The sequence below is a fragment of the Streptomyces sp. NPDC041108 genome (genome assembly GCF_055592645.1).
This window is the reverse complement of record NZ_JBVIYK010000008.1, coordinates 324,220-346,782: the sequence shown is the minus strand read 5'-3', so window position 1 is coordinate 346,782 and position 22,563 is coordinate 324,220. Positions and strand designations below refer to the sequence as shown.

20 protein-coding genes and 2 pseudogenes are annotated in these 22,563 nt (G+C 72.0%); 11 read left to right on the top strand and 11 right to left on the bottom strand.

The features are described 5' to 3' along the window. Positions 1-47: 47 nt before the first annotated feature. Positions 48-1,548, top strand: a pseudogene (locus tag ACZ6BB_RS24300) (hypothetical protein). 31 nt (positions 1,549-1,579) lie between these two features. Here the strand turns inward: ACZ6BB_RS24300 and ACZ6BB_RS24295 are convergent. Further along, positions 1,580-2,746, bottom strand: coding sequence for an IS630 family transposase (locus ACZ6BB_RS24295; RefSeq protein ID WP_471617260.1), 1,167 nt, complete (start codon positions 2,744-2,746; stop codon positions 1,580-1,582). Positions 2,747-2,833: 87 nt separating this feature from the next. On the opposite strand from ACZ6BB_RS24295, the gene ACZ6BB_RS24290 reads away from it, so the two are divergent. Together ACZ6BB_RS24290 and ACZ6BB_RS24285 are read left to right on the top strand one after the other, a co-directional pair. Then, complete coding sequence (locus ACZ6BB_RS24290; protein WP_471617259.1) at positions 2,834-3,226, top strand: hypothetical protein; 393 nt, start codon at positions 2,834-2,836, stop codon at positions 3,224-3,226. A gap of 160 nt (positions 3,227-3,386) precedes the next feature. Continuing rightward, positions 3,387-3,710, top strand: coding sequence for a DUF6332 family protein (locus ACZ6BB_RS24285; RefSeq protein WP_471617258.1), 324 nt, complete (start codon positions 3,387-3,389; stop codon positions 3,708-3,710). Here the strand turns inward: ACZ6BB_RS24285 and ACZ6BB_RS24280 are convergent. The 3 genes from ACZ6BB_RS24280 to ACZ6BB_RS24270 all read right to left on the bottom strand — a co-directional run bounded on the left by ACZ6BB_RS24280 (position 3,671) and on the right by ACZ6BB_RS24270 (position 6,406). Continuing rightward, on the bottom strand, positions 3,671-4,336 hold the full coding sequence (locus tag ACZ6BB_RS24280) for a response regulator transcription factor (protein WP_471617257.1): 666 nt from the start codon (positions 4,334-4,336) through the stop codon (positions 3,671-3,673). The genes ACZ6BB_RS24285 and ACZ6BB_RS24280 overlap by 40 nt on opposite strands. Then, positions 4,333-5,595 carry a sensor histidine kinase gene (locus tag ACZ6BB_RS24275; protein ID WP_471617256.1) on the bottom strand — a complete coding sequence of 421 codons (1,263 nt, stop codon included), beginning with the start codon at positions 5,593-5,595 and terminating at the stop codon, positions 4,333-4,335. The genes ACZ6BB_RS24280 and ACZ6BB_RS24275 overlap by 4 nt, the downstream gene beginning before the upstream one ends. Positions 5,596-5,692: 97 nt before the next feature. Then, positions 5,693-6,406, bottom strand: coding sequence for a TetR/AcrR family transcriptional regulator (locus tag ACZ6BB_RS24270; protein WP_471617255.1), 714 nt, complete (start codon positions 6,404-6,406; stop codon positions 5,693-5,695). Between the two features lie 220 nt (positions 6,407-6,626). Between ACZ6BB_RS24270 and ACZ6BB_RS24265 the strand changes: the two genes are divergently transcribed. Next, positions 6,627-7,079, top strand: coding sequence for a nitroreductase family deazaflavin-dependent oxidoreductase (locus ACZ6BB_RS24265; protein ID WP_471617254.1), 453 nt, complete (start codon positions 6,627-6,629; stop codon positions 7,077-7,079). 55 nt (positions 7,080-7,134) lie between these two features. Here the strand turns inward: ACZ6BB_RS24265 and ACZ6BB_RS24260 are convergent, their stop codons facing one another. Continuing rightward, a complete protein-coding gene (locus tag ACZ6BB_RS24260; protein WP_471617253.1) occupies positions 7,135-8,340 on the bottom strand; it encodes a geranylgeranyl reductase family protein in 1,206 nt (401 codons plus the stop codon). 182 nt (positions 8,341-8,522) lie between these two features. Between ACZ6BB_RS24260 and ACZ6BB_RS24255 the strand changes: the two genes are divergently transcribed. The 3 genes and pseudogenes from ACZ6BB_RS24255 to ACZ6BB_RS24245 all read left to right on the top strand — a co-directional run bounded on the left by ACZ6BB_RS24255 (position 8,523) and on the right by ACZ6BB_RS24245 (position 12,542). Beyond that, complete coding sequence (locus ACZ6BB_RS24255; RefSeq protein WP_471617252.1) at positions 8,523-9,878, top strand: M20/M25/M40 family metallo-hydrolase; 1,356 nt, start codon at positions 8,523-8,525, stop codon at positions 9,876-9,878. Positions 9,879-10,126: 248 nt separating this feature from the next. Then, a pseudogene (locus tag ACZ6BB_RS24250) lies at positions 10,127-10,531 on the top strand (DUF4158 domain-containing protein); the annotation flags it as partial. Between the two features lie 1,468 nt (positions 10,532-11,999). Then, the gene (locus ACZ6BB_RS24245; protein WP_471617351.1) at positions 12,000-12,542 is read left to right on the top strand and encodes a Tn3 family transposase; all 543 of its coding nucleotides are present in this window, start codon (positions 12,000-12,002) and stop codon (positions 12,540-12,542) included. A gap of 58 nt (positions 12,543-12,600) precedes the next feature. Here ACZ6BB_RS24245 and ACZ6BB_RS24240 read toward each other — a convergent pair whose 3' ends face one another. Then, positions 12,601-13,005 carry a cupin gene (locus ACZ6BB_RS24240; protein ID WP_471617251.1) on the bottom strand — a complete coding sequence of 135 codons (405 nt, stop codon included), beginning with the start codon at positions 13,003-13,005 and terminating at the stop codon, positions 12,601-12,603. Next, positions 13,002-14,450, bottom strand: coding sequence for an MFS transporter (locus tag ACZ6BB_RS24235; RefSeq protein WP_471617350.1), 1,449 nt, complete (start codon positions 14,448-14,450; stop codon positions 13,002-13,004). The genes ACZ6BB_RS24240 and ACZ6BB_RS24235 overlap by 4 nt, the downstream gene beginning before the upstream one ends. A gap of 57 nt (positions 14,451-14,507) precedes the next feature. On the opposite strand from ACZ6BB_RS24235, the gene ACZ6BB_RS24230 reads away from it, so the two are divergent. Together ACZ6BB_RS24230 and ACZ6BB_RS24225 are read left to right on the top strand one after the other, a co-directional pair. Continuing rightward, on the top strand, positions 14,508-15,176 hold the full coding sequence (locus ACZ6BB_RS24230) for a TetR/AcrR family transcriptional regulator (protein ID WP_471617250.1): 669 nt from the start codon (positions 14,508-14,510) through the stop codon (positions 15,174-15,176). Between the two features lie 192 nt (positions 15,177-15,368). Next, positions 15,369-15,971, top strand: a complete 603-nt coding sequence (locus ACZ6BB_RS24225) for a recombinase family protein (protein ID WP_471617249.1) — start codon at positions 15,369-15,371, stop codon at positions 15,969-15,971. 64 nt (positions 15,972-16,035) lie between these two features. Here ACZ6BB_RS24225 and ACZ6BB_RS24220 read toward each other — a convergent pair whose 3' ends face one another. The 3 genes from ACZ6BB_RS24220 to ACZ6BB_RS24210 all read right to left on the bottom strand — a co-directional run bounded on the left by ACZ6BB_RS24220 (position 16,036) and on the right by ACZ6BB_RS24210 (position 18,542). Further along, positions 16,036-17,073 carry an NUDIX hydrolase gene (locus tag ACZ6BB_RS24220; protein ID WP_471617248.1) on the bottom strand — a complete coding sequence of 346 codons (1,038 nt, stop codon included), beginning with the start codon at positions 17,071-17,073 and terminating at the stop codon, positions 16,036-16,038. 189 nt (positions 17,074-17,262) lie between these two features. Then, on the bottom strand, positions 17,263-17,508 hold the full coding sequence (locus ACZ6BB_RS24215) for a hypothetical protein (RefSeq protein WP_471617247.1): 246 nt from the start codon (positions 17,506-17,508) through the stop codon (positions 17,263-17,265). Positions 17,509-17,585: 77 nt separating this feature from the next. Next, on the bottom strand, positions 17,586-18,542 hold the full coding sequence (locus ACZ6BB_RS24210) for an ROK family protein (RefSeq protein WP_471617349.1): 957 nt from the start codon (positions 18,540-18,542) through the stop codon (positions 17,586-17,588). A 252-nt stretch (positions 18,543-18,794) separates the two neighbouring features. On the opposite strand from ACZ6BB_RS24210, the gene ACZ6BB_RS24205 reads away from it, so the two are divergent. Next, positions 18,795-19,844 carry a LacI family DNA-binding transcriptional regulator gene (locus tag ACZ6BB_RS24205; RefSeq protein WP_471617246.1) on the top strand — a complete coding sequence of 350 codons (1,050 nt, stop codon included), beginning with the start codon at positions 18,795-18,797 and terminating at the stop codon, positions 19,842-19,844. Between the two features lie 6 nt (positions 19,845-19,850). Then, positions 19,851-20,615: a hypothetical protein gene (locus ACZ6BB_RS24200; RefSeq protein WP_471617245.1), complete on the top strand. Its 765-nt coding sequence runs from the start codon at positions 19,851-19,853 to the stop codon at positions 20,613-20,615. A 24-nt stretch (positions 20,616-20,639) separates the two neighbouring features. Here the strand turns inward: ACZ6BB_RS24200 and ACZ6BB_RS24195 are convergent, their stop codons facing one another. After that, positions 20,640-22,499: a serine/threonine-protein kinase gene (locus ACZ6BB_RS24195; RefSeq protein WP_471617244.1), complete on the bottom strand. Its 1,860-nt coding sequence runs from the start codon at positions 22,497-22,499 to the stop codon at positions 20,640-20,642. Positions 22,500-22,563: the final 64 nt, after the last annotated feature.

The following is a 22,563-nucleotide window of genomic DNA, read 5'->3' as shown; positions in this document are numbered from 1 at the left end:
ACAATAAATGCCTGAAAGCCAGGGCCTGTTGCGGTCACAATGCTCCTGTGAAGCATGCCGATGTCCTGAGCGGGCTTGCCGCCAACGCCTCCCTTCCGCCCGAACTCGTCGACCGTTCTGATCGAACTCGCGGTCGCCGACACCGACGCCGACTTCACCGATGACCTCACCGAACGCCCCGACCTCACCCACGCGCAGGCGCTCGCGCTGTACGCACGCGTCCCGGAGAGCGGCCCACGGCTCGCGCGCGAGGGCCGGCTGACCGTCGCCGACGTCGATCCGGCAGCCGATCCGGACACCGCTCTCGCGCTGCTCGGCGAGGGGCGCGGCGATCCGGCGTGGGGCCGGGTCCTCGTGGCGGACCCGGATTCCTGGCGTCGGCAGCAGCTGGCCCGGTGTGTGGGCCTGCCGCCCGATGTCGTCGAGACGCTCGCCGCCGGTCCGGATGTGCGGGTGGTGAGGGAACTCGCCCTGTGGACGACGGATCGCCCGCTGGCCACGAGGCTCGCGGGGCATCCGAACGCCGAGGTCCGCAGGTATGCGGCCTGGAACGAGGCAACGCCACCGGCCGTACTGACGGCACTCCTCGACGACAAGGGACTGCCTCCCGTACAGCGGTGCTCGGTCTGCAGCGTCGAGGAGACCTTCTGCGAGGCGGATGCGTACGATGTCTGCGGCGGCACGCACGAGACCGCCGTGCACGACGTACGGCACGGGGCCCTGAGCAACCCCGCCACCCCCATCGAGGCCGCGATCCCCTTCGCCGACGACCCGTCGGAGCTCCTGCGCCGGGCCCTCGCCGAGCGCTCCGACCTGCCCCCGGAGGTGAGCCGACGGCTCGCCACGGACCCCGACGTGCACATCCGGGCCTGCATCGCCGAGAAGCTGGCCGGCGACTACGCCCTGATGCGCGTACTGGCCGAGGACGAATACCAGGACGTACGGCGCCGACTCGCGCACAACCCCAACGTGCCCCTCGGCGTCCTCGTTCGCCTCATCGCCACCACGAAAATCGGCCCCACCCTGCTACCCCGCGTCGAGGCCGCGTCCCCGGCCGAGGTCGGGAAACTGGCCCACTCGACCGACTCGACCGTGCGGATGCTCGTGGCCCTGCGCCGCGACCTGCCCGCCGAGATACGCGACGCCCTCGCCACCGACCCCGACGCGAAGGTACTCAAGAGCATCGCCCCGCACCCCGGCCTCTCCGAGGCGCGACTGCGGGCCATGGTCGACCGGCACGGAGTCCAGGTCCTGGCGGGGGTGGCGGCCAACCCGGACGCGTCCGGGGCACTCCTGGAACACCTCGCCCACCACCGTCCGCCGGTGCACGAGGCGTTCCGCGAAATCGCCGCCCACCCCCACGCGACCCCGCGGGCCCTGCTCGCCTGCCTGACGGACGGCCAGGCGAAGCCCATTGCCGCGGGCCATCCGGCCCTCCCGCCCCAGGTGATCGTGGAGTTGCTCGCCGACGATGACGGTCATGTGGCGAAGGCGGCGGCGGGCAATGCTTCGCTGCCGGGTGCGGTGATGCGAAATCTGGTGCCTTAGCGGTCGGCTCCGTAAGTCCTTCGGGGGTTGATCATGTAGCTGGCTCGGCGGAGGATTCTTCGTGGTGATCGGTGGTGTGCCGGTCGAGCCTGGCCAGCAGATCGTCCAGGTCGGAGGTGGTGAACTTCCACTGGAACGGCTGTGCTGTGGCGTTGTAGCGGTCTTCGAAGGCCCCAAGCCGGTCGGCGACCTGGGCGAGGTCGGTGAAGTCGTTGGGTGAGACGACCTTGCGCTGTACGACGGAGAAGTAGATCTCCACCTGGTTCAACCACGTAGCATGCACGGGGGTGCGGACCATCACCGCGTTGGGGAAGGCGGCGGCCAGGCGGTCGGCGGCCTTCTTGCCGCGGTGGGAGGAGCCGTTGTCCACGATCCAGAACACGCGCTTCGCGCTGGCGTAGGGCTCGGTGCTCATGACCTGGGCGACCAGGTTCATGAACGGGTCGATGCCGGTGCGTGGCTCGGTGCGGCCGGACACTTTCGCGGCGTGGACGTCGTAGGCGGCGAGGTAGGCCAGGGCGCCGCCGCGTCCGTAGGTGTGGTTGACGCGCATCGCGCGGGCCTGGCCGGGGGCGAGGGTGGGGTGGCAGCGGCAGCGGGCCTGGATGGAGGTCTTCTCGTCCGCGCTGATGACGTACTCGTCCTCGCCGAGCCGGACGCCTCGCCAGGTGCGGGCGTACAAGCCGAGCACCCGCTCGGCCTCGGTCCGGAAGCCGGGGTCGGTGATGAAGATCCAGGACTGGTGCTGCCAGGGCTTGAGCGCGTCGTCGGTGAGCCAGCGGCGCACGGTGGAGGCGGAGACCCAGCAGGCGATCGCCTGGGCGACGACCTCACGGGCCAGTTCCGGGCACGACCAGCGCGCCAGCGGCACGCCGCTCTCGGCTGGCAGCCGGCAGGCCAGGGCCTTGACCTGGGCCACCTGCAACGCGGTGAACGACGGAGGCCGCCCTGACCGCTCGCGGTCGGACAGACCGGCCGGACCGTGCTCGACGAACCGGCCGCGCCAGCAGCGGACCGTGTCCAGATGCAGCCCCGTCTCACGGGCGATGCGCGCGTTGGAGCGTTCGCGTGCGGCGTGCAGTACCACCTGCGCGCGCATCCGCAGCCGGTGCTCGGACTTGTGGCCGTAGGCCATCTTCTTCAGTCGCTCGCGCTCGGCGGCGCGCAGGACTATCGGGCGGGCGACGGTAACGGGCAAGGCAGGCAGGCCGATCGACAGAAGTGGATCATGAAAGGCCGAAGCCTGCCGCATCCGGCAACCGGCCCCTCGGGCAGGATGACCGACATGCCCACGCCTTCGGAACACACCCGGCTCTCGGTGGAGGCGCGCCTCGGTGAGCGCGCCCGCCCCGCCTGGCCGCAGCTGGAGCGGCTACACATCCGCCACCGGGGAGCCTTCGCCTATGTGGAGGCCGAACTGGCCGACGGCCAACGGGTCAAACTGATGCGACTGCGCTACACCGGCGCGGTCGGCAGGTGGGGCTTCGCCCTCTACCACGCCGGCGGTGACCACTACGAGGACTCCCTGCTGCCCAGCGGCAGCCACGGGCACCCCCGCAGACGCACTCGACTGTGCCTGCCATCTCCACCTCGCCGCCCCCGACATCTGAGCAGACGCCAGACACAGAACTGCCTCCGACGTCAACCCCCCGAAGGACTTACGGAGTCGACCACTTAGTGCGCCGCGCGACGCGCCTCGTGGCTCGCGCCTCGCGCGTCATGCGTCATGCGTCATGCGTCGGGCTTCCTGCTTCGTGCTTCGTGCTTCATGCTGATCCGAGGCCGGCGGATGCATCCGCCGCCTTGTCGGTCGCGTCCGGCGCCCCCACACTCGGGCCATGGGGAGACGAACGCAGGCCGAACGGGACGCGATGACACTCGAGATGCTCTACGCGCTCTTCGCGGGGGCGGCCCTGGCGGGCGCGGCCTACTTCGGCGTCACGGCGTTCCTGCCGAACGTCTTCGGCTCCCTGCGCGACCGGCAGAGCCTGCTCGGCCCCCTCGCCCTGGCCGTGACCGCGGTGGTGTTCATCGCGGTCGTCACGATCGTCCTGACACGCTTCCGGCGCGCCACGCGCCTGCGCCGGCAGGCCGCCGGCCCTCCCGGCGGGCACCGCGCCGCTCAGCCCAGCCAGCCCGGCCGCACCAGCCCCGACTCATAGGCCAGGACGACGAGTTGGGCGCGGTCGCGGGCGCCCAGCTTCACCATCGTCCGGCTCACGTGCGTCTTGGCGGTGAGCGGACTGACGACGAGCCGGCGGGCGATCTCGTCGTTGGTCAGGCCGAGGCCGACCAGCGCCATCACCTCCCGCTCCCGCTCGGTGAGCCCGGCGAGGGACGCGGCGGCCGCAGGTTCCCTGGAGCGGGCCGCGAACTCGGAGATCAGCCGCCGGGTCACCCCCGGAGACAGCAGCGCGTCGCCCTCCACCACCGCCCGTACCGCACGCAGGAGTTCATCCGGCTCGGTGTCCTTGACGAGGAACCCGGACGCGCCGGAACGGATCGCCTCGAAGACGTACTCGTCGAGTTCGAAGGTGGTCAGCATGACGACCCTGACGTGTGCGAGCCCCGGGTCGCCGGTGATGCGGCGGGTCGCGGCGAGCCCGTCGAGGAGGGGCATCCGGATGTCCATCAGGACCACGTCGGGGCGGAGTTCACGCACCCGACGCAGCGTCTCCTCGCCGTCGGCGGCCTCCCCGGCCACCTCGATGTCGGGCTGTGCGTCGAGCAGCGCCCTGAACCCGGCCCGTACCAGAGCCTGGTCGTCGGCGAGCAGTACGCGGATCACCGGTCCTCCTCGTTCTGGCGGGATGCCCGCAGCGGCAGTACGGCGAGCACCCGGAACCCTCCGTCTGCGCGTGGCCCCGCCTCGATCGTGCCACCGAGCCCGGCGGCGCGCTCGCGCATGCCCACGAGTCCGTTGCCGCCGCCGCCCGCGTCGGTGCCGGTGGCGGGTCCGTCGTCGTCGATCCGCAGCCGCAGTGCACCGCCGCCGTGCTCGATGCGCAGACGCGCCCGCCGCGATCCCGAGTGCCGTACGACGTTGGTGAGGGCCTCCTGGACGATGCGGAACGCGGCGAGATCGGTGCCCGGTGGCAGCTCCGGCGCCGTGCCCTCGACCTCGACGGCCAGGCCCGCGCCCGCCGCCTGTTCGACGAGTTCGGGAAGGCGGTCGAGACCCGGGGCGGGGGCGCGCGGGGCGTCGCCGGGCGTCCGCAGGGTGTCGAGGACCTGGCGGACCTCGCCCAGGGCTTCCTTCCCCGCGGTCTTGATCGTGATGAGTGCGGCGCGCGCCTGCTCCGGGTCGGAGTCGAGGAGCGCCAGGCCGACGCCCGCCTGGACGTTGATCACCGAGATGCTGTGCGCGAGGACGTCGTGCAGCTCGCGGGCGATCGTCAGCCGTTCCTCGTCGGCCCGCGCCCGCGCGGCCCGCGCCCGCTCCTCCCGCTCCCGGCCCCACTGCTCGCGCCGGATCCGGGCCAGCTCCGAGAGCGCCACGATCGCCACCCCCCACGCCACGACGACGAGTTCCTGGCCCCAGCTCGCGGCGTCGTCCCCGCCCGGCGGCAGCCACCGGAACAGCCAGTGCGCCACCAGCACATGGCCCGCCCACAGCGCCCCCATCGCCGTCCAGGCGGCCGTGCGATGCCCGGCGACGATCGCACTGAAGCAGCCGACGGCGACGGTCAGGAACACCGGCCCGTACGGATATCCGGCGCCCAGGTACACCATGGCCGTCGCCGCTGTCGCGAAGGCGACGAACACGGGCCACCGCCACCGCCCCAGCAGCAGGAGCGCGCCCCCGAGCAACAGGACACGGGCGAAGGCGTCGAGCGGGGCGCGCTCGTCCCGCTGGAACTCGGCGGCCGCGGCCGATCCGGCCATCACGAGGACGGCGACCGCCGCCGTGGAACGCCAGGGCAGACGCGGGCGCACCGCGTCGCCGTCCGGCCTGTTCCACCACGGGGGCCCGTCCCCGTACCACCGTCGCCGCGGCGGCCCGCCGCCCCTCGGGGGGCCACCCGCCTGTGCACCCTGCTCCGCCATGCCTGCCACGCTAGACGCCGGCCGGCGGGCCCGACGTCGTCCGAGCGGCGCCATCACCCCTGCTCCCGGCGGAGTACGCCCGCCGGTACCAGGGAGGTCAGCGCTCCGCCGACGCCGACTGCGGGAACACCAGACCGACGTGATGGGCGAGTTGACCGGCCGCGTGCCGGAAGAACACCCCCCGGTCCTCGATCATCCGGTTGAACTGCCCGAACACCTCGAAGCTGATCAGGCCGAACAGCTGCGCCCAGGCCCCGACGAGCACCGCGACGACCTCCGGGGGCAGGTCGGGTGCGAACTCCTCGGCGAGCCGCCGCGCCTCGGGACGCAGCTCGGGAGGGAGCTTCCGCTGGGCCACGCCCTTCGCACGGTAGGCGTCCCGCACGATCCGGATCATCACCTGCCCCACCCGAGAGGCGGCCGGGAGGGTCGCATCGGGGGCCTTGTAGCCGGGCACGGGCGAACCGAAGATCAACGCGTACTCGTGCGGCCCTGCCAGCGCCCACTCCCGCACCCCCTCGCACACCGCGACCCACTGCTCGGCCGGACTCTCCCCGGCGGCGCGTGCGTGCGCGGCCTCGGCGGCCTGGCCCACGGAGTCGTACGCGTCGATGATCAGCGCGGTGAGCAGCTCGTCACGGCTCGGGAAATAGCGGTAGAGCGCGGAGGAGACCATGCCGAGTTCGCGCGCCACGGCCCGCAGCGACAGCTTGGCGGCGCCCTCGGCGGCGAGCTGTCTGCGCGCCTCGTCCTTGATCGCGGTGGTGACCTCGGTCCGGGCTCGGGCACGGGCTCCCTGTGCAGTGCTCATGTGAGGCAGTGTGCCACAGAGGCAGATCACTGCACACGTTTCAGAGCATCGCTCTCGCTAGAGATCGCCGCCCACATATCGGAGCAGCAGGCACAAGCGAGAGCATCGCTCTTGCTTTGGAGCGTCGATCTCGTGCACACTGCTCTCCAGCGAGAGCAGTGCTCTCTGAAGCACCCGCCCCGCCCCCGGCCACGCCGCCGCACCACCACGGGAGGACCCCATGCCGTCGTCGACCCACTACATCAGGACCAACCCCTTCGACCGCGTACTCAACGGCTTCGTCGGCTGGCTCGCCCGCCGCGGCGTCAGCCTCCTCGGCACGGCCGAGCTCTCCGTGCGCGGTCGCAAGAGCGGCGAGTGGCGTCGGCTGCCGGTCAACCCGCTGCCGTACGAGGGCGGCCCCTACCTGGTCTCGGCACGCGGCCACTCCGAGTGGGTGCGCAACATGCGGGCGGCCGGCGGTGGGCGGCTCCAGGTGGGCCGCCGGGTGCAGGAGTTCACGGCGGTCGAGCTGAACGACGAGGAGAAGCCCGTCGTCCTGCGCACCTACCTCAAGAAGTGGGGCTGGGAGGTGGGCCGGTTCTTCGGCGACGTCAGCGCCGACTCCACCGACGAGGAGCTGCTCGCCGCCGCACCGAAGCACCCCGTCTTCCGGATCACCGTCCAGCGGTGACCGGGCGGGGCGCCGGCGGGCCGGCGCGTCGTGCCGGACGGGCCGGCCCACGGCCCTACTTGTCGAACGCCGTCAGCGCGCGCTGGGCGATCGGGTGGTTGCGGACGATCTCGCCCAGGGAGGTCGACCCGCGGGCGATGTCGACGAAGGCCCGCCAGGCGGGCCGGAACCCGGTCAGCGCCGCGTGGAAGAGACCCGGCCGCCGCTCGAAGGCGACCAGCAGCCGCTTGCCGACGCTCATCTCGACACCGAGGCCCGCCTTCACGGCGAACGCGTAGTTGAGGGCCTGGCGGCGGGTGTCGACCGCGTCGTGCGCCTCGGCGATCCGCACCGCCCACTCCCCCGCGAGGCGGCCCGACCGCAGCGCGAAGGAGATGCCCTCCCGCGTCCACGGCTCCAGCAGCCCGGCCGCGTCCCCGCAGACCAGCACCCGGCCCCGCGAGAGCGGTGAGTCGTCCGCACGGCAGCGCGTCAAGTGCCCGGAGGACACGCTCGGTTCGAAGCCGGCGAGGCCGAGCCGCCCGATGAAGTCCTCCAAGTACCGCTTGGTGGCGGCGCCTTCACCGCGCGCGGAGATCACGCCGACGGTCAGGGTGTCCCCCTTGGGGAAGACCCACCCGTAACTGCCGGGCATCGGGCCCCAGTCGATGAGGACGCGCCCCTTCCAGTCCTCGGCGACCGTCTCCGGCACGGGGATCTCCGCCTCCAGGCCGAGGTCGACCTGTTCGAGCTTCACCCCGACATGCGCCCCTATGCGGCTGGCGCTGCCGTCCGCCCCGACGACGGCCCGCGCGAACAGCGTCTCCCCGCCCTGCAGCACCACCGCGACCGTCCGCCGGTCCGGCACGGCCGAGCCGTGCTGCTCGACCCGGGTGACCGTGACGCCCGTACGCAGCTCGGCGCCCGCCTTCTGGGCGTGCTCGACGAGTTGCTGGTCGAACTCGGGCCGGTTGATCAGACCGAACAGCATCTGCCTGGACTTGCGCGTCCGGGCGTAACGTCCGTCGAGGGAGAAGGTGACCGCGTGCACCCGGTCCTTGAAGGGCAGTTCGAAGCCGGGCGGCAACGCGTCGCGCGAGGGGCCGATGATGCCGCCGCCGCACGTCTTGTACCGCGGCAGCTCCGCCTTCTCCAGCAACAGGACGCTGCGTCCCGCGACCGCCGCCGCGTAGGCGGCCGAAGCCCCTGCGGGGCCCGCGCCCACCACGACGACGTCCCACACCCGCTGCACGTCGTCCGCCGAAGAGTTCTCGCTGCTCACGATGGTCTACTGCTCCCGATCCAGCCGCCTGCCGCACCTGTCCCACGCATCCTACGGCGGGTGACGCCGAGGACCGCTGTGGGAGGATCGGCAGCGCGTGCGCCCTACACCGACACTCCGGGCAAGCGCGTACGCAGCCACATGCCCACCAGGACAACGTCGCACCCACGAGGAGCGTGCCCATGCCGTCGAACCAGGTCGCCGAGACCGTCGCCTCGCTGATTCCCCGGGCGAAGGAGGAGCTCGCCGAACTGGTGGCCTTCAAGTCGGTGGCGGACTTCGACCAGTACCCCCGCAGCGAGAGCGAGGGCGCCGCGAACTGGGTGGCCGACGCGCTGCGCGCCGAGGGTTTCCAGGACGTCGCCCTGCTCGACACCCCCGACGGCACCCAGTCCGTGTACGGGTTCCTGCCGGGGCCCGAGGGCGCGAGGACCGTGCTGCTCTACGCGCACTACGACGTGCAGCCGCCGCTGGACGAGGCAGCCTGGGGATCGCCTCCGTTCGAGCTGACCGAGCGCGACGGCCGCTGGTACGGGCGGGGCGCCGCCGACTGCAAGGGCGGTGTGATCATGCACCTGCTCGCGCTGCGGGCACTGAAGGCGAACGGCGGGGTGCCGGTCCACGTCAAGGTGATCGCCGAGGGCTCGGAGGAGATGGGCACGGGCGGACTCCAGCGGTACGCCGAGGCGCACCCCGAACTGCTCGCCGCCGACACCGTCGTCATCGGCGACGCAGGCAACTTCCGCGTCGGACTGCCGACGGTGACCGCCTCCCTGCGCGGCATGATCGCCATGCGCGTCCGGATCGACGCCCTCGAAGGCAACCTGCACTCGGGCCAGTTCGGCGGCGCGGCACCCGACGCGCTGGCCGCGCTGATCCGCGTGCTCGACTCGCTGCGCGCCGAGGACGGCACGACGACCGTCGACGGCCTCGCGGGCGAGGGGACGTGGGACGGACTGCAGTACCCCGAGGAGCGGTTCCGCGAGGACGCCCGGGTGCTCGACGGCGTGCGGCTGGTCGGCGACGGCACGGTCGCCGACCGCATCTGGGCGCGCCCGTCCGCCACCGTGCTCGGCATCGACGTACCGCCGGTGGTCGGCGCGACCCCGTCGATCCAGGCGAGCGCCCGCGCCCTGATCGGCCTGCGCGTCCCGCCGGGCGTCGACGTCCGGCAGGCGATCAAGCTGCTCGAAGCGCACCTGGTGGCGCACACCCCGTGGGGCGCCCGCGTGGAATGTGAACCGATCGGCCACGGCGAGGCGTTCCGCGCCGACACCGCCAGCCCCGCGTACGAGGCGATGGCCTCGGCCATGGCCGTCGCCTACCCGGGCCAGGAGATGCAGTACGCGGGCCACGGCGGTTCGATCCCCCTGTGCAACACCCTCGCCGCCCTCTACCCCGAGGCCGAGATCCTCCTCATCGGCCTCAGCGAGCCCGAGGCCCGGATCCACGCGGTCGACGAGAGCGTGTCCCCGCAGGAGCTGGAGCGCATGGCCGTGACGGAGGCGCTGTTCCTGCGCAACTACGCGGCGAGCTGAGGGTCCGGGACCGGCGGGGATCCGCGCCCGTCGGGGGCGCGGTGACCGCCGCGTGAGCCGCGCCGCGCCTGGGCTCCGCGAGCGACGCGAGAACGTCCGCGGCCGCTCCCTGGACGGCCCCGGAGTCCTAGCTCAGACACCAGCCGCAAGGTAACCGGCAGGTAGCTTTTGGGTCGTCAGACGGCCCGTTTCCCCGCTTCAGTCGTCTCGTTGGTCTGATCAAGTGATTTGGGGATCGGCCGGGAGGGGTGGGCGTGCGACAGGAGTGGTCGCCGGAAGAGCTGTTGGCGAGCTGGACGCTGGTGGACGGCGACTGGAAGTTGGTGGCCAACAAGACCGGGGCAACCCGGCTCGGCTTCTGCCTGATGCTGAAGTTCTTCGAGATCGAGGGTCGGTTCCCTGATCTGCTGGAGGAGATCCCGGCCGCGGCGGTGGAGTACGTCGCTGGCCTGGTGAAGGTCCCGGCTGCCGACTTCGCGAAGTACTCTCTGACCGGTCGAACCACCGAGTACCACCGTGCGCAGGTCCGGGAGGCTCTGGGGTTCCGGCCGGCGACGCTAAGGGACGAGGAACAGCTGGCGACGTGGTTGGCCGCGGAGGTGTGCGCGGTCGAGCTGGTGGAGGACCGGCAGCACGAGGCCCTGCTGGTCGAATGCCGGGCGAGGAAGATCGAGCCTCCGGGCCGGACCCGGATCGAGAAGGTCCTGGTCGCCGCGCGGGGCCGGTGGGAGAAGGCGTTCTGCACCCGGACCATCGAGCGCCTGGGCGACGCGGGCACGGCCCGGCTGCTGGCGCTGGTCGCGGAGGACAACGACGACGGCACCGCCCTGCTGGCCGCGCTCAAGCGCGACCCCGGCGCGGTCGGCCTGGACTCCCTGCTGACGGAGATCACCAAACTGAACGACGTACGTAAACTCGGCCTGCCCGATGGGCTGTTCGCGGACTGCTCGGAGAAACTGCTGGCCGCGTGGCGGGCGCGGGCGATCAAGATGTACCCCTCCGACTTCCGGGACACCGCCGAGGACGTCCGGATCACGCTGCTCGCGGCCCTGTGTTCCTCCCGGCAGGCAGAAATCACCGACGCCCTGGTGGACCTGCTGGTCGCCCTGGTGCAGAAGATCAACGCCCGTGCCGAGCGGCGCGTGGAGAAGCAGCTGACAGCGGAGCTGAAGAAGGTCCGCGGCAAGGAGGGCATCCTCTTCAAACTCGCCGACGCCGCGATCGGCCAGCCGGACGAGGTCGTGCGCACAGCCCTGTACCCGGTGGTGGGTGAGAAGACGCTGCGTGACCTGGTCGCCGAGGCGAAGGCGAACGCGAAGGTCTTCAAGGCCAAGGTCCGCACCACCCTGCGCGCCTCCTACAGCTCGTACTACCGGCAGATGCTGCCACCGCTGCTGAACACGCTGGGCTTCAGGTGTAACAACACCGCTTACCGGCCGGTGATGGACGCGCTGAAGCTGCTGGCCAAGTACGCCGACGTCGACGGCAAGATCCGCTTCTACGACGCCGCCGAGGCTGTGGCGATGGACGGCGTCGTACGCAGGGACTGGCGCGAGGCGGTCGTCGATGACAAGGGCAAGGTCGAGCGCATCCCGTACGAGCTGTGTGTCTTGGTCGCGCTGCGGGATGCGATCCGGCGCCGCGAGATCTACGTCGAGGGCGGGCTGCGCTGGCGCAACCCGGAGGACGACCTGCCTGGCGACTTCGAGGCCACCCGCACCGTGCACTACGCCGCGATTCGCCAGCCGATGGACCCGCAGGCGTTCATCACGGACCTGAAGCGGCGCATGACGGACGGCCTGGACCGGTTGTCGGCCGCGCTCGCGGACGGCTCGGCGGGCGGGGTGAAGGTCATCACCCGGCACGGCGAGCCGTGGATCACCGTGCCGAAGCTGGAGAAGCTGGACGAGCCCACCGGCCTTCAGGCGCTCAAGGACGAGGTCGTACGCCGCTGGGGCGTCCTCGACCTCCTGGACGTGCTGAAGAACGCCGACTTCGACACCGGCTTCACCGACGAGTTCGCCTCCGTCGCCGCCTACGAGCGTATAGACCGGGCCATCCTCCAGCGCCGCCTGTTGCTCGCCCTTCCGCTGGGACCTGATCGCCCAGCAGTACGACCAGATGGTCAAGTACGCCACCGCGCTGCGCTTGGGCACCGCGGAGGCCGAACAGGTCCTGCGGCGCTTCACCCGCGGCGGCCCCAAGCACCCCACCTACCAGGCCCTCGAAGAGCTCGGCCGGGCCGTACGCACGATCTTCGCGTGCGACTACCTCGCCAGCCCCGACCTACGCCGCGAGATCCACGGCGGGCTCCAGGTCGTGGAGAACTGGAACAGCGCGAACACCGTCCTGCACTACGGAAAAGACGGTGCCCTGACGGGTCCCGACAAGGAGCACGCCGAGACCTCGATGCTCGCTTTGCACCTGCTCCAATCCGCGCTCGTGCACGTCAACACGCTGCTGCTTCAACGTGTTCTTGCCGAACCGGCGTGGGCGAAGAAGCTCTCGGACGAGGACCGGCGCGGACTGACCGCGCTCTTCTGGTCGAACATCAACCCGTACGGCACGTTCCGGCTCGACATGGAAAAGCGCCTCGACCTGGGGTTTGCGGTCAATCTGCCCCGGCCGGCGCGCTCCGAGGCTGCCGTCAAAGAGCCCAGCTGAGCGCGTACTGGGTGAGGTCGTGATGGCTCGGCAGGGTGTCTGCCGGGCCACATTCCGCTTAGCGAGTGTCAGTGCGCCTTTCGAGGCGGGTGCCGTGGCGAAGGGTGATCGACATCAGGTCGCTGGGGGCGTCCAGCTCCAGCCGATGCCAGCGGCCGCGGGGGACGATCACGGCGGTGCCTGCCTGCAACTGGACCATGTGCTCGGCGCTGTCGGGCTCAGTGGGGCGGAAGTAGATGCGGACGCCGCCGGTCAGGCAGCACACCGCTTCCTCGGCCTCCGGGTGCATCTCCCAGTGATCGGCGTGAACGTCGGTGTCGGTCTCCACGTGGAACGTCGCGATCTGCCAGGCGCCGGAGTCACTGCTCGTCATCCGCCGTTCGGCAGCTTTGACGTCGCCGTCGGGGTGGATGTGCAGCGCTGAGGCGAACAGGTCGATGGGTGAGAGGGGTGTCGTCGTCATGACGGCGTTCCTTCCAGTCGGTTCTCTGCGGTGGTGGCAGGTCGTGGTGCAGGTGTTTCGGTCCGGCGGCGGGGCAGCACGCCGATCGCCACGGTCGCCGCGATCACGAAGAGGGCGGCGGCGATGGCCAAGCCCAGTGCGTAGCCGTCGTTGAGCGCGGCAGGGTCGGTGGCCGCGCCGGTGCGGTGTGCGGCGATGGTGGCCAGGGAGGCCAGGCCGATGCAGCCGCCGAGTTGGCGGGAGCTGTTCATGAGGCCGGAGACCATGCCAGCCTCACGGGGGGCGACGCCGGTGGTTGCGGCGGCGACGATCGGGGCGATGACCAGTCCGACGCCGACTCCGGTGATGATGCAGGGGCCGAGTACGTCCGTGAGGAAGCCGCCGTTGGGACTGATGAAGGCGAACCAGGCCAGGCCCGCGGCAGCGAGCAGGGCGCCGGGCACCAGGGACGTACGGGGGGTGCGTGCCGCGGTAACGCGGGTCGCGACGAGGCTGCCCGCGACCAGGCTCGCGGAGAAGGGCAGGAACGCGGTGCCGGTTGCTGCGGCACCCATGTCGAGCACCTGCTGCATGTACAGGGACACGAAGTAGAACGCCGCGAACTGCCCTGCCGTGGAGAAGAAGACCAGCACGTTGGCGCCAGCGACCCAGCGGCTGCGCAGCAGGCCGAGGCGCAACAGCGGTGCGGGAGCTCGGGATTCGGCGACGACGAAGGCGGCCAGGAGCGCGGCCGCGGCGCCGAGCACCGCCCATGTGGCGGGGGAACCCCACCCTTGGGTGTCGGTGCGGACCACCCCGAGCACCAGCAGCCCGGCTCCACCGGTTGCCAGGACGGCGCCGAGCACGTCCAACCTCTCGCGTCGGGCGGGGCGTTCTTCGGCGGGCACGCCTGCGAGAACCAGCGCGAGAGCCACTGCCACGATGGGCAGATTGATCAGCATCACCCAACGCCAGCCCGCGTACTGGGTCAGCAGGCCACCCGCCAGCACGCCCAGTGCTCCTCCTGCGGCGTTCACCCCGCTCCATACCCCGAGCGCGCGTACGCGCTGCGGGCCCTCGGGGAACGTGGTGGTGAGCATCGCCAGCGTGGCCGGGGTGGCCGCTGCGGCTCCCAGGCCCTGACCGGCGCGGGCGGCGATCAGTTGCCAAGGCGCCTGGGCCAGCCCGCCCGCCAGTGAGCACAGCCCAAAGACGGCCAGGCCCAGCACGAAGAGCCGGCGCCGGCCGTACAGGTCGCATGCGCGGCCACCCAGCAGCAGAAATCCGCCGAGCGTGAGCGCGTAGATGTGCACGACCCACGACAGGTCGAGTGGTGCGAACTCTAACGCGGTGCGCATTGCGGGCAGTGCGACGTTGACCACCGACAGGTCCAGGGCGACGGCGAACTGGGCGACGGCCACCGCCGCCAGCACCACTCCGGGCCGCCCTCGCATATTTTTATACATGTAAGGAAAGTAGCTCTGAGGGATCACCGCTGTCGACACCTGGGGGATGATGAGGGCATGCCGCAACCGTCCACACCGCGCAAAACGCTCGGCCGACCTCCCCGTATCTCCCGCGAGGAGGTCGTCACAACGGCCCGTCGGATCGTGGATGCGGAAGGCGTCGACCGGCTGACCATGCGGCGGCTGGCCGCGGAGGTCGGCAGCACGCCGATGGCGCTCTACCACCACGTCCGCAACAAGGAAGAATTGCTCGTCCTGCTGCTGGACGACTACGCCGCACAGGCGCTGCACCGGCCCGAACTGCCCACCCAGCCTCGCGAGCGGATCGTCGTCGCTGCTACCGCGATCCACGAGGCGCTCGCCGCCTGCCCCTGGATCGTGGAGGTGCTGACCGCCGACGACCTGATGTCCACATCCGCCCTGTGGTTCGTCGAGCAGATAGTCGACGGCCTGGTCGAATGCGGACTGACTCCCGAGCGGGCCGTGCACGGATACCGCGCCATCTGGTACTACACGGCCGGAGAAATCGTGGTCCGGGCGACGGCGGCCCGGAGGCGCACAGACGACGACCGCCCCATCTACCGGGAGCGGGTCTTCGCCGATCTCGACCCGAGCGAACTACCCCGCCTGGCACAGGTTGCGGACCACTGGGCACCGCTGACCGCCGAGGACACCTACCTCGATGGGCTCCGAGCCATGGTGGACGGCCTCCTCGCTGCCCGCTGACGAGTCTCCCCGGGGATCCGCGCCTGGCCGCCGGCCGGACGCTCCCATTGTGGATCCCCCGGGCTCTTGAGTGTCGGCAAACGACCGTCTGCCGACACTCGGGGTCACGATCACGAACCCGCAGGTGGGCAGTGTCGGCAACTCGCGTCGGGAATCAACGTCGGAGAACGGTCCTTCGGGTAGTTTCCGACAATGCTCATCGGCTACTGCCGCACATCGACGGCCGACCAGAATCCCGATCACCAGATCGACGCACTTCTCCGCCACGGCGTCGACCGCGACAACATCCACGTCGACGTCGCCAGCGGCGCGAAGGCGTCCCGCCCGAAGCTCGACCTCGTCATGCAGTTGCTCCGCGAGGGCGACACACTGAAGGTCACCCGGCTCGACCGGCTCTCCCGCTCCGTGCTGCACCTGGTGACGCTCGGCGCCAACCTGCGCGAGCGCGGCATCGGGCTCCACGTCATCGAGCAGGGCATCGACACCTCCACCATGGAGGGCCGGGCGATGTTTGGGATGCTGTCCGTGCTCGCCGAGCTCCAGCGCGAGCTGATCGTGGCGAACACCAACGATGGGCTCGCCTCCGCACGGGCCCGCGGCCGGGTCGGCGGGCGCCGGCCGAAGCTCACCGAGGATCAGGCCGCGCTCGCCCAACGGCTATACGACGAGCGGGAGAAGACCGTCCAGCAGATCGCCGACATGTTCGGCGTGCCGCGGTCGACGGTGTACGGGCACCTCGACAAGACCAAGACCGTGCCCCGCCAGCCCAAGAAGACCGGGGTCACGAAGTCCTGATCGCTACTTTGCGGCTGGTGTCTGAGCTAGGACTCCGGGGCCTGGACGGGCGGCGGCGGGCCTCTCACACCGGCACACCGGCCTCCAGGTACAGCGCGGCGCCCCGCTCCCGCGCCCGAAGCGCCCACCGCAGCCGTTCGTACCGCACCGGCGGCAGCAGTTCCGCGGCCTCCTCCTCGGTCACGAACCGCCAGTCGCGCAGCTCGGGACCGGGCAGGACCGGCCGCCGCGCACCGCTGACGTCGAGACGGCCCCCGTCGAACAACAGGCGCAGTCCGCCGTATCCGGGCGGGCGGGGCGCCTCCCAGTCCACCACCAGCAGCCGGGGTACCTCGTCCAGCCGTATCCCGATCTCCTCCAGGACCTCACGCACACCGGCCCGCGCCGGGGCCTCCCCGGACTCCACGACGCCGCCGGGAAACTCCCAGCCGGCCTTGTAGGTCGGGTCGACCAGCAGGACCCGGTCGTCCTCGTCGAACAGCAGGACCCCCGCGGCGACCGTCTCGGCGGTCGGCTCGGGGGTCTGCACGATGTCGCACGCGGGTACGTCGTCGGTGGCCACGGCGTCGGCGATGCGCCGCGCGGTCTCGTACGGGGTGAGGGCGCCGGTGTCGACGAGATGGGCGTCCGCGGTGAGCCAGCCACCCAGGGCCGCGCGGTAGGGCGCGATGTGGTCGTACGCCCATTGACGCAGCCGCATCTCGCCGTCGGGGAGGTCGGGAGGTATCTCCCGCCCGGCTATTCGCTCGCGCAGTATCGTTTCGGCCGGGGCCAGGAGCAGATGCCGTACGACGATACGGCGGGACGCGAGGCCGCCGAAGATCTCGTCGCGGTACTCCTGGCGGAGCAGCGTCATGGGGACCACGAGGGTGCCGCCCAGCTCGGCGAGGAGGGCGGCGGCGGTGTCGACCACAAGCCGTCGCCAGCTGGGCAGATCCTGGAAGTCGCCGACCTCGGCGAGGCGTTTGGCCGGCAGCATGTGGGTCAGTGCGCCGCCGATGACCTCGGGGTCGAAGAGCGTGCTGTTCGGGATCAGTTCGATCAGTTCCCGTGCGGTGGTGGTCTTCCCCGCACCGAACGCACCGTTGATCCAGACGATCACGGTTCCCCCTCTTCTGTTGACCCCCTGAGGCTTGCCCTCCACCCCGCCACGGAAACCAGCCGCTGATGAGGAGCCGAAAGTCGCCGATCCGCGGACGACGACGGCGGGCCCCACCGAGTGGGGCCCGCCGACCGCGATGCGAGGGGAGAGACGGAGAACCGGCGGATTCCACCGCCCTCCGTACAGGCGTCAGCCCTGCTTGCCGCCCTTGCCCCCCTGGTCCGCCAGGCCCCCCAGGGCGCCCTTGTCGACCGCCAGGCTCTCGCTGGAGACCGTCTTGCCGACCTTGCCGAGCGTGCCCTCGACGTCCAGTTTGCTCAGACCGTCCGTCTTCCCGAGCGCGTCGGCGGCTTCGAGGCCGTGCGACGGCGTGATGGCCGCGACGACGAAACCGGTGGCGAGGGAGGCGATGGCGAGCATGCTGCGCTTCTTCATGCCCTGCTCAACTACGGAACGCCCCGCGGGGTCACGGGCGACTTTCGGACCCGGCCCCGTCCGGACGACGGCGGCGACTATCCCACCCGGGCCGCCCCCGCGCCGGGGCGCCCCGCCAGGGCCGCGGCGGCGGCTCCGACGAGGCCCGCGTCCGTGCCCATCACGGCGGGGGCGACGGTGAGGTGCTGGACGAAGGAGAGGGTGGCGTAGTCCTTCAGGGCGGCGCGGAGGGGGGCGAAGAGGACGTCGCCGGCGTTCGCGACGCCGCCGCCGACGACCGCGATGTCGATCTCGACGAGGGTGGCGGTGGCGGCGATTCCCGCGGCGAGGGCCCGTGCGGCACGCTCGAAGGACGCCACCGCGACCGGGTCGCCCGCCCGCGCGGCGGCGGCGACCGCGGCGGCCGAGGTGTCCCCGTCGGGGCCGGGCCGCCAGCCGTGGTCCAGGGCGCGGCGGGCGATGTTGGGTCCGCTCGCGATGCGCTCGACGCAGCCGTGGGAGCCGCACGGGCAGGCGTCGCCGTCGAGGTCGACGCTGATGTGCCCGATGTGGCCGGCGTTGCCGGTGGGACCGGCGTGCAGTCTTCCGCCGAGGACCAGGCCGCCGCCGACGCCGGTCGACACGACCATGCACAGCGCGTTGTCGTGGCCGCGCGCCGCGCCCTGCCAGTGCTCGGCCGCCGTGATGGCCGCACCGTCACCGATCAGCTCGACGGGCAGCCCGCCGGTCGCCGCCCGGACCCGCTCGACGAGGGGGAAGCCGCGCCAGCCGTGGATGTTCACGGGGCTCACCGTGCCGGCCGAGGCGTCCACCGGCCCGGCGCTGCCGATGCCGAGGGCTGTCACCTCGCCCCACCGGGGCACGCCGCTCAGCTCGCCGAGCACGCCCTCGACGGCCCGCATGACGGTGTCGCCGTCCTCCCGCGCGGGCGTCGGGCGCTGGGCGCGGACCACTATCCGGCCGTGGCCGTCCACCAGCGCCCCGGCGATCTTGGTGCCGCCGATGTCGAGCGCGGCCACGAGGTCGGTCTGCATCAGTGTCAGTTCTCCCACTGCGAGTCTCCTGCCGGGCGCCCGGCAGAGCGGCGCCCGGATCTCCGGCCGGAAATCCGGCGGCACGACGCTCGCCTGGTGGGGGGCGCCGGCCGGAGAATGCGACAGACAGTCTCTCCTGGGCGTGACAACGTTGTCCAGGCTCTATGCTCGACGGCACATCCTCAACAGCCGCACCATTCCGACACGGCACCACCGACCACACCCGTGGACGACAGGACAGGACCGCGCACTGTGCCCGAGACCGCAGGCGGCATCGCCCGCCGCCCCGAGAGCCGCTACGGCAACCGTCCCACGATGAAGGACGTCGCGGCCCGGGCCGGAGTGGGTCTGAAGACGGTCTCCCGGGTGGTGAACGGCGAGCCGGGCGTCACTCCCGACACCGAGCGCCGCGTCCAGGAAGCGATCGAGGCACTCGGCTTCCGGCGCAACGACAGCGCCCGGGTGCTGCGCAAGGGCCGCACCGCCAGCATCGGCCTGGTCCTGGAGGATCTCGCCGACCCGTTCTACGGCCCCCTCAGCCGGGCGGTGGAGGAGGTGTCCCGCGCCCATGGCTCGCTGCTGATCAACGGGTCCAGCGCCGAGGACCCGGACCGTGAGCAGGAACTGGCGCTGGCACTGTGCGCCCGCCGCGTGGACGGGCTCGTGATCATTCCGGCCGGCGACGACCACCGCTACCTGGAGCCCGAGATCAGGGCGGGCGTCGCCACGGTGTTCGTGGACCGTCCGGCCGGGCGCATCGACGCCGACGTCGTGCTGTCGGACAGCTTCGGCGGGGCCCGCGACGGCGTCGCCCACCTCCTCGCCCACGGCCACCGCCGTGTCGGTTTCATCGGCGACATGCCCCGGATCCACACCGCCGCCGAACGGCTGCGCGGGTACCGGGCGGCCATGGAGGACGCGGGCATACCGGTCGAGGACGGGTGGATGTCGCTGGGCGTCACCGACCCCGAGCGGGTCCGCAGGGCGGCCGAGGGGATGCTGTCCGGCCCGTCCCCCGTCACGGCCGTCTTCGCGGGCAACAACCGGGTGACGGTGACGGTCGTTCGGGTCCTCGCCGAGCACCCGCGCCCGGTCGCCCTCGTCGGCTTCGACGACTTCGAGCTGGCCGATCTGCTCCGGCCGGGCATCACGGTCGTCGCCCAGGACCCCGCCCGGCTGGGCCGCACCGCCGCCGAGCGACTGTTCCGGCAGCTGGACGGTTCCCTCGTCGCCCCGGAACGCATCGAGCTGCCGACCAGGCTGATCGCCCGCGGTTCGGGCGAACTCCCGCCCGCGGACTGATCCTTGATGACCCCCGACCCCCGCACGCTGGAAGCGCTCGGTCTCGCCGTGGCGCCGCGCGAGGACCCGCTGAGCTACCCGGGCGTGTGGCCCGCCGAGTCCGGACTGCTCGACGGCAACCGGATGCTGCCCCTGGACACACTCCACTTCGAGGACCGCGCGCCCGTCCTCTCGGTCGGTTCCAACGCCTGCCCCGCGCAGCTCGTCCACAAGATGGCGGAGCACGGTGTGCCGTGCCGGATCCCCATGGTCAAGGCCCGGGTCGGCGGTATCGGGATCGGCGTCTCGGCGCACGTCAGCCTGCTCGGCTACGTGTCCGCGTCGCCGTTCCGCTCCCCCGGCTCCACCACCGAGCTGTTCCTCACCTGGCTCGACGAGGCGCAGCTCGCCGTGGTCGACGCGAGCGAGGGTGCCGACTCGCCGACCGGCAACTTCCGGCGGGCCCTCCTGCCCGCCGCCGACTTCCGCGTCGAGCTGGAGTCGGGCGAGGTCCTCGACCACGCCTGGATCTACGTCAACCGGTGGGGCGTCCTGCGCGACGGCGGCCCCGGGCCGCGTCGCCATCCGGGCCGGCAGCGGCCGCTCATCGGCGAACTCCTCGCCGCGTCCGCCGAGTTGCGTGAACTGTTCGGCACCACCCCGGACGAGTTCTGCGCCCGCGCACGGGGCGACCGGGGCCGGTGCGTGCGGGGCAGGGAGCTGTTCGCCGAGCGGCGGTGGACGACGGTGTCGGGCCTGGAGCGGTACGTGACGCCGCACCCGGGGGCGTAGGGACGCCGTACCCGGACCCGGCTCTCAGCAGAGCGGGAGGCCGGGCACCGGGGCGTCGTTGTCGCCGCCCTGGATGTAGACGTCACTGACGAAGACGTTCCTGTTGCCGCTGTCGTCGTCGGTCCTGGCCCACCACACGTTGGTCCACCTGCCGGAGGTCTCCCGACGGCCCAGGTTCTGCTGGCAGTAGAAGTAGTTGGTGCCCTGCTTCAGGATGCCGACCTCGGTGCCGGCGGCGTCGTAGGACTTGGCGGTCGTCCAGACCGTGCAGTTGTACTTGCCGCCGCCGATCGCGTGGCAGACCGGCGCCTCCTCGGTCGCCCCTCCGGTGGTCCCCCCGGTCGTGCCCCCGCCGGTGGAGCCGCCCGAGGTCTCCGCACCGCCGGAGCCGCCGGTGGTGGTGCCGCTGCCGTTCTTCGGCGGGGTGGCGGACGCGTCGGGCTCCTCGTCGTCCACCTGCTCGTCCTTCCCGCCGGGGCTCGGGGTCGCCTTGACGTCCTTGTCGTCGTTGGCCCTGCCCTTGTCCTTGGCGGCTTCGTCGTCGGAGAGGTCGACCGTGCCCCGGCTGCGGCCCGGCGAGGGGGTGGCGCCGCCCGGCGCGTCGGCGGAGGTACGGGCGCCCTTCTTCGCTTCCTCACCGTTGAGAAGGACGACGGTGACGCCGGAGGCGGCGAGGACGACGGCGACGGCCACGGCGGCGAGGAGGGCGCGTCCCTTGCCCTTGCGGGCGCTCCGGCCGCCGGCCGGGGAGACGGTGGTGACAGGTCCCGAGGGTGGTGCGGGCGTCTGCGGGGCGACCGCACCGGGCGTGGCGGCCTCCGCCGGTGATCCGGTGGCGGGCCCTGGGACGACCGGCTGCGGGGGACCGAAGCCGGGGGTGGGGCCCGTCGCGCCGGCCGCGGCACCCGCGCCGGCCGTCGGCGGTCCGAAGCCCGGGGGCACCGACGGCACGCTCCGCTGGGTCTCCGCCCTCGGCTGGGGTGCCGGGTCGCCGCCCGCCCCCGTGGCAGCCGGGGAGTCGGGGGCGCCTCCGGCGGCCACGGCCTCCAGCAGGGCGCGGGCGGCGTCGGCGTCCGGGCGCCGCTCCGGACGCTTGTCCATCAGCTGCCGCAGGACGGCTCCGAGCGGTCCGGACCGCCGGGGTTCGGGCAGCTCGTCGCTAACGATCGCGGTGAGCGTCGACCAGGTGGACGTACGCCGGAACGGGGAGGTGCCCTCCACGGCCGCGTACAGGGTGGCGCCGAGGGCCCAGACGTCGGAGGCGGGGCCGGGGTCGTGGCCCTGGGCGCGTTCGGGGGCGAGGTAGTCGAGGGAGCCGACGAGTTCGCCGCTGCGGGTGAGGTGGGTGGCGGAGCCGTCGCCCGGGTCCTCCATGGTGGCGATGCCGAAGTCGGTGAGGACGACGCGGCCCGAGCGGTCCAGGAGGATGTTGCCGGGCTTGACGTCGCGGTGCAGTACGCCGACCCGGTGGGCGGCGGCCAGGGCGTCCATGACCTTGGCGCCGACGGCGGCCGCCTCGCGCGGGTCGAGGAGCCCCCGGTCGCGCAGGACGTCGTCCAGGGACGGCCCGTCGACCAGCTCCATGACGATCAGCGGGCGTCCGTCGACCTCGGCCACGTCGTGCACGGCGACGACCCCGGGGTGCCGGACGCGGGCGGCGGCCCGTGCCTCGCGCTGCATCCGCAGCCCGAGGTCGGCCAGTTCGGGAGCGCCCGCGTCCGTGAAGGTGCGCAGTTCCTTGACGGCGACCTCGCGGTGGAGCACCTCGTCCACGGCCCGCCAGACCACGCCCATGCCGCCGCGTCCGAGTTGCCCCACGATCCGGTACCGCCCGGCGAGCATCCGCCCGATACCGTCCGTCTGTTCGTTCGCCCCCGAAGACACCCGCGCCTCGCTCCTGTGACACACCGATGAGTGGCGTACAGCCTAAGCGGTGGACGGGGGCGCG

Coding starts and splice junctions, on each gene's coding strand:
- ACZ6BB_RS24270 (WP_471617255.1), bottom strand. CDS start 6,406: ATGAGCACTGCACAGGGAGCCCGTGCCCGAGCCCGGACCGAGGTCACC.
- ACZ6BB_RS24210 (WP_471617349.1), bottom strand. CDS start 18,542: ATGCAGACCGACCTCGTGGCCGCGCTCGACATCGGCGGCACCAAGATC.
- ACZ6BB_RS24240 (WP_471617251.1), bottom strand. CDS start 13,005: ATGACGACGACACCCCTCTCACCCATCGACCTGTTCGCCTCAGCGCTG.
- ACZ6BB_RS24245 (WP_471617351.1), top strand. CDS start 12,000: ATGGTCAAGTACGCCACCGCGCTGCGCTTGGGCACCGCGGAGGCCGAA.
- ACZ6BB_RS24290 (WP_471617259.1), top strand. CDS start 2,834: ATGCCCACGCCTTCGGAACACACCCGGCTCTCGGTGGAGGCGCGCCTC.
- ACZ6BB_RS24200 (WP_471617245.1), top strand. CDS start 19,851: ATGACCCCCGACCCCCGCACGCTGGAAGCGCTCGGTCTCGCCGTGGCG.
- ACZ6BB_RS24255 (WP_471617252.1), top strand. CDS start 8,523: ATGCCGTCGAACCAGGTCGCCGAGACCGTCGCCTCGCTGATTCCCCGG.
- ACZ6BB_RS24235 (WP_471617350.1), bottom strand. CDS start 14,450: ATGTATAAAAATATGCGAGGGCGGCCCGGAGTGGTGCTGGCGGCGGTG.
- ACZ6BB_RS24265 (WP_471617254.1), top strand. CDS start 6,627: ATGCCGTCGTCGACCCACTACATCAGGACCAACCCCTTCGACCGCGTA.
- ACZ6BB_RS24285 (WP_471617258.1), top strand. CDS start 3,387: ATGGGGAGACGAACGCAGGCCGAACGGGACGCGATGACACTCGAGATG.
- ACZ6BB_RS24225 (WP_471617249.1), top strand. CDS start 15,369: ATGCTCATCGGCTACTGCCGCACATCGACGGCCGACCAGAATCCCGAT.
- ACZ6BB_RS24215 (WP_471617247.1), bottom strand. CDS start 17,508: ATGAAGAAGCGCAGCATGCTCGCCATCGCCTCCCTCGCCACCGGTTTC.
- ACZ6BB_RS24230 (WP_471617250.1), top strand. CDS start 14,508: ATGCCGCAACCGTCCACACCGCGCAAAACGCTCGGCCGACCTCCCCGT.
- ACZ6BB_RS24275 (WP_471617256.1), bottom strand. CDS start 5,595: ATGGCGGAGCAGGGTGCACAGGCGGGTGGCCCCCCGAGGGGCGGCGGG.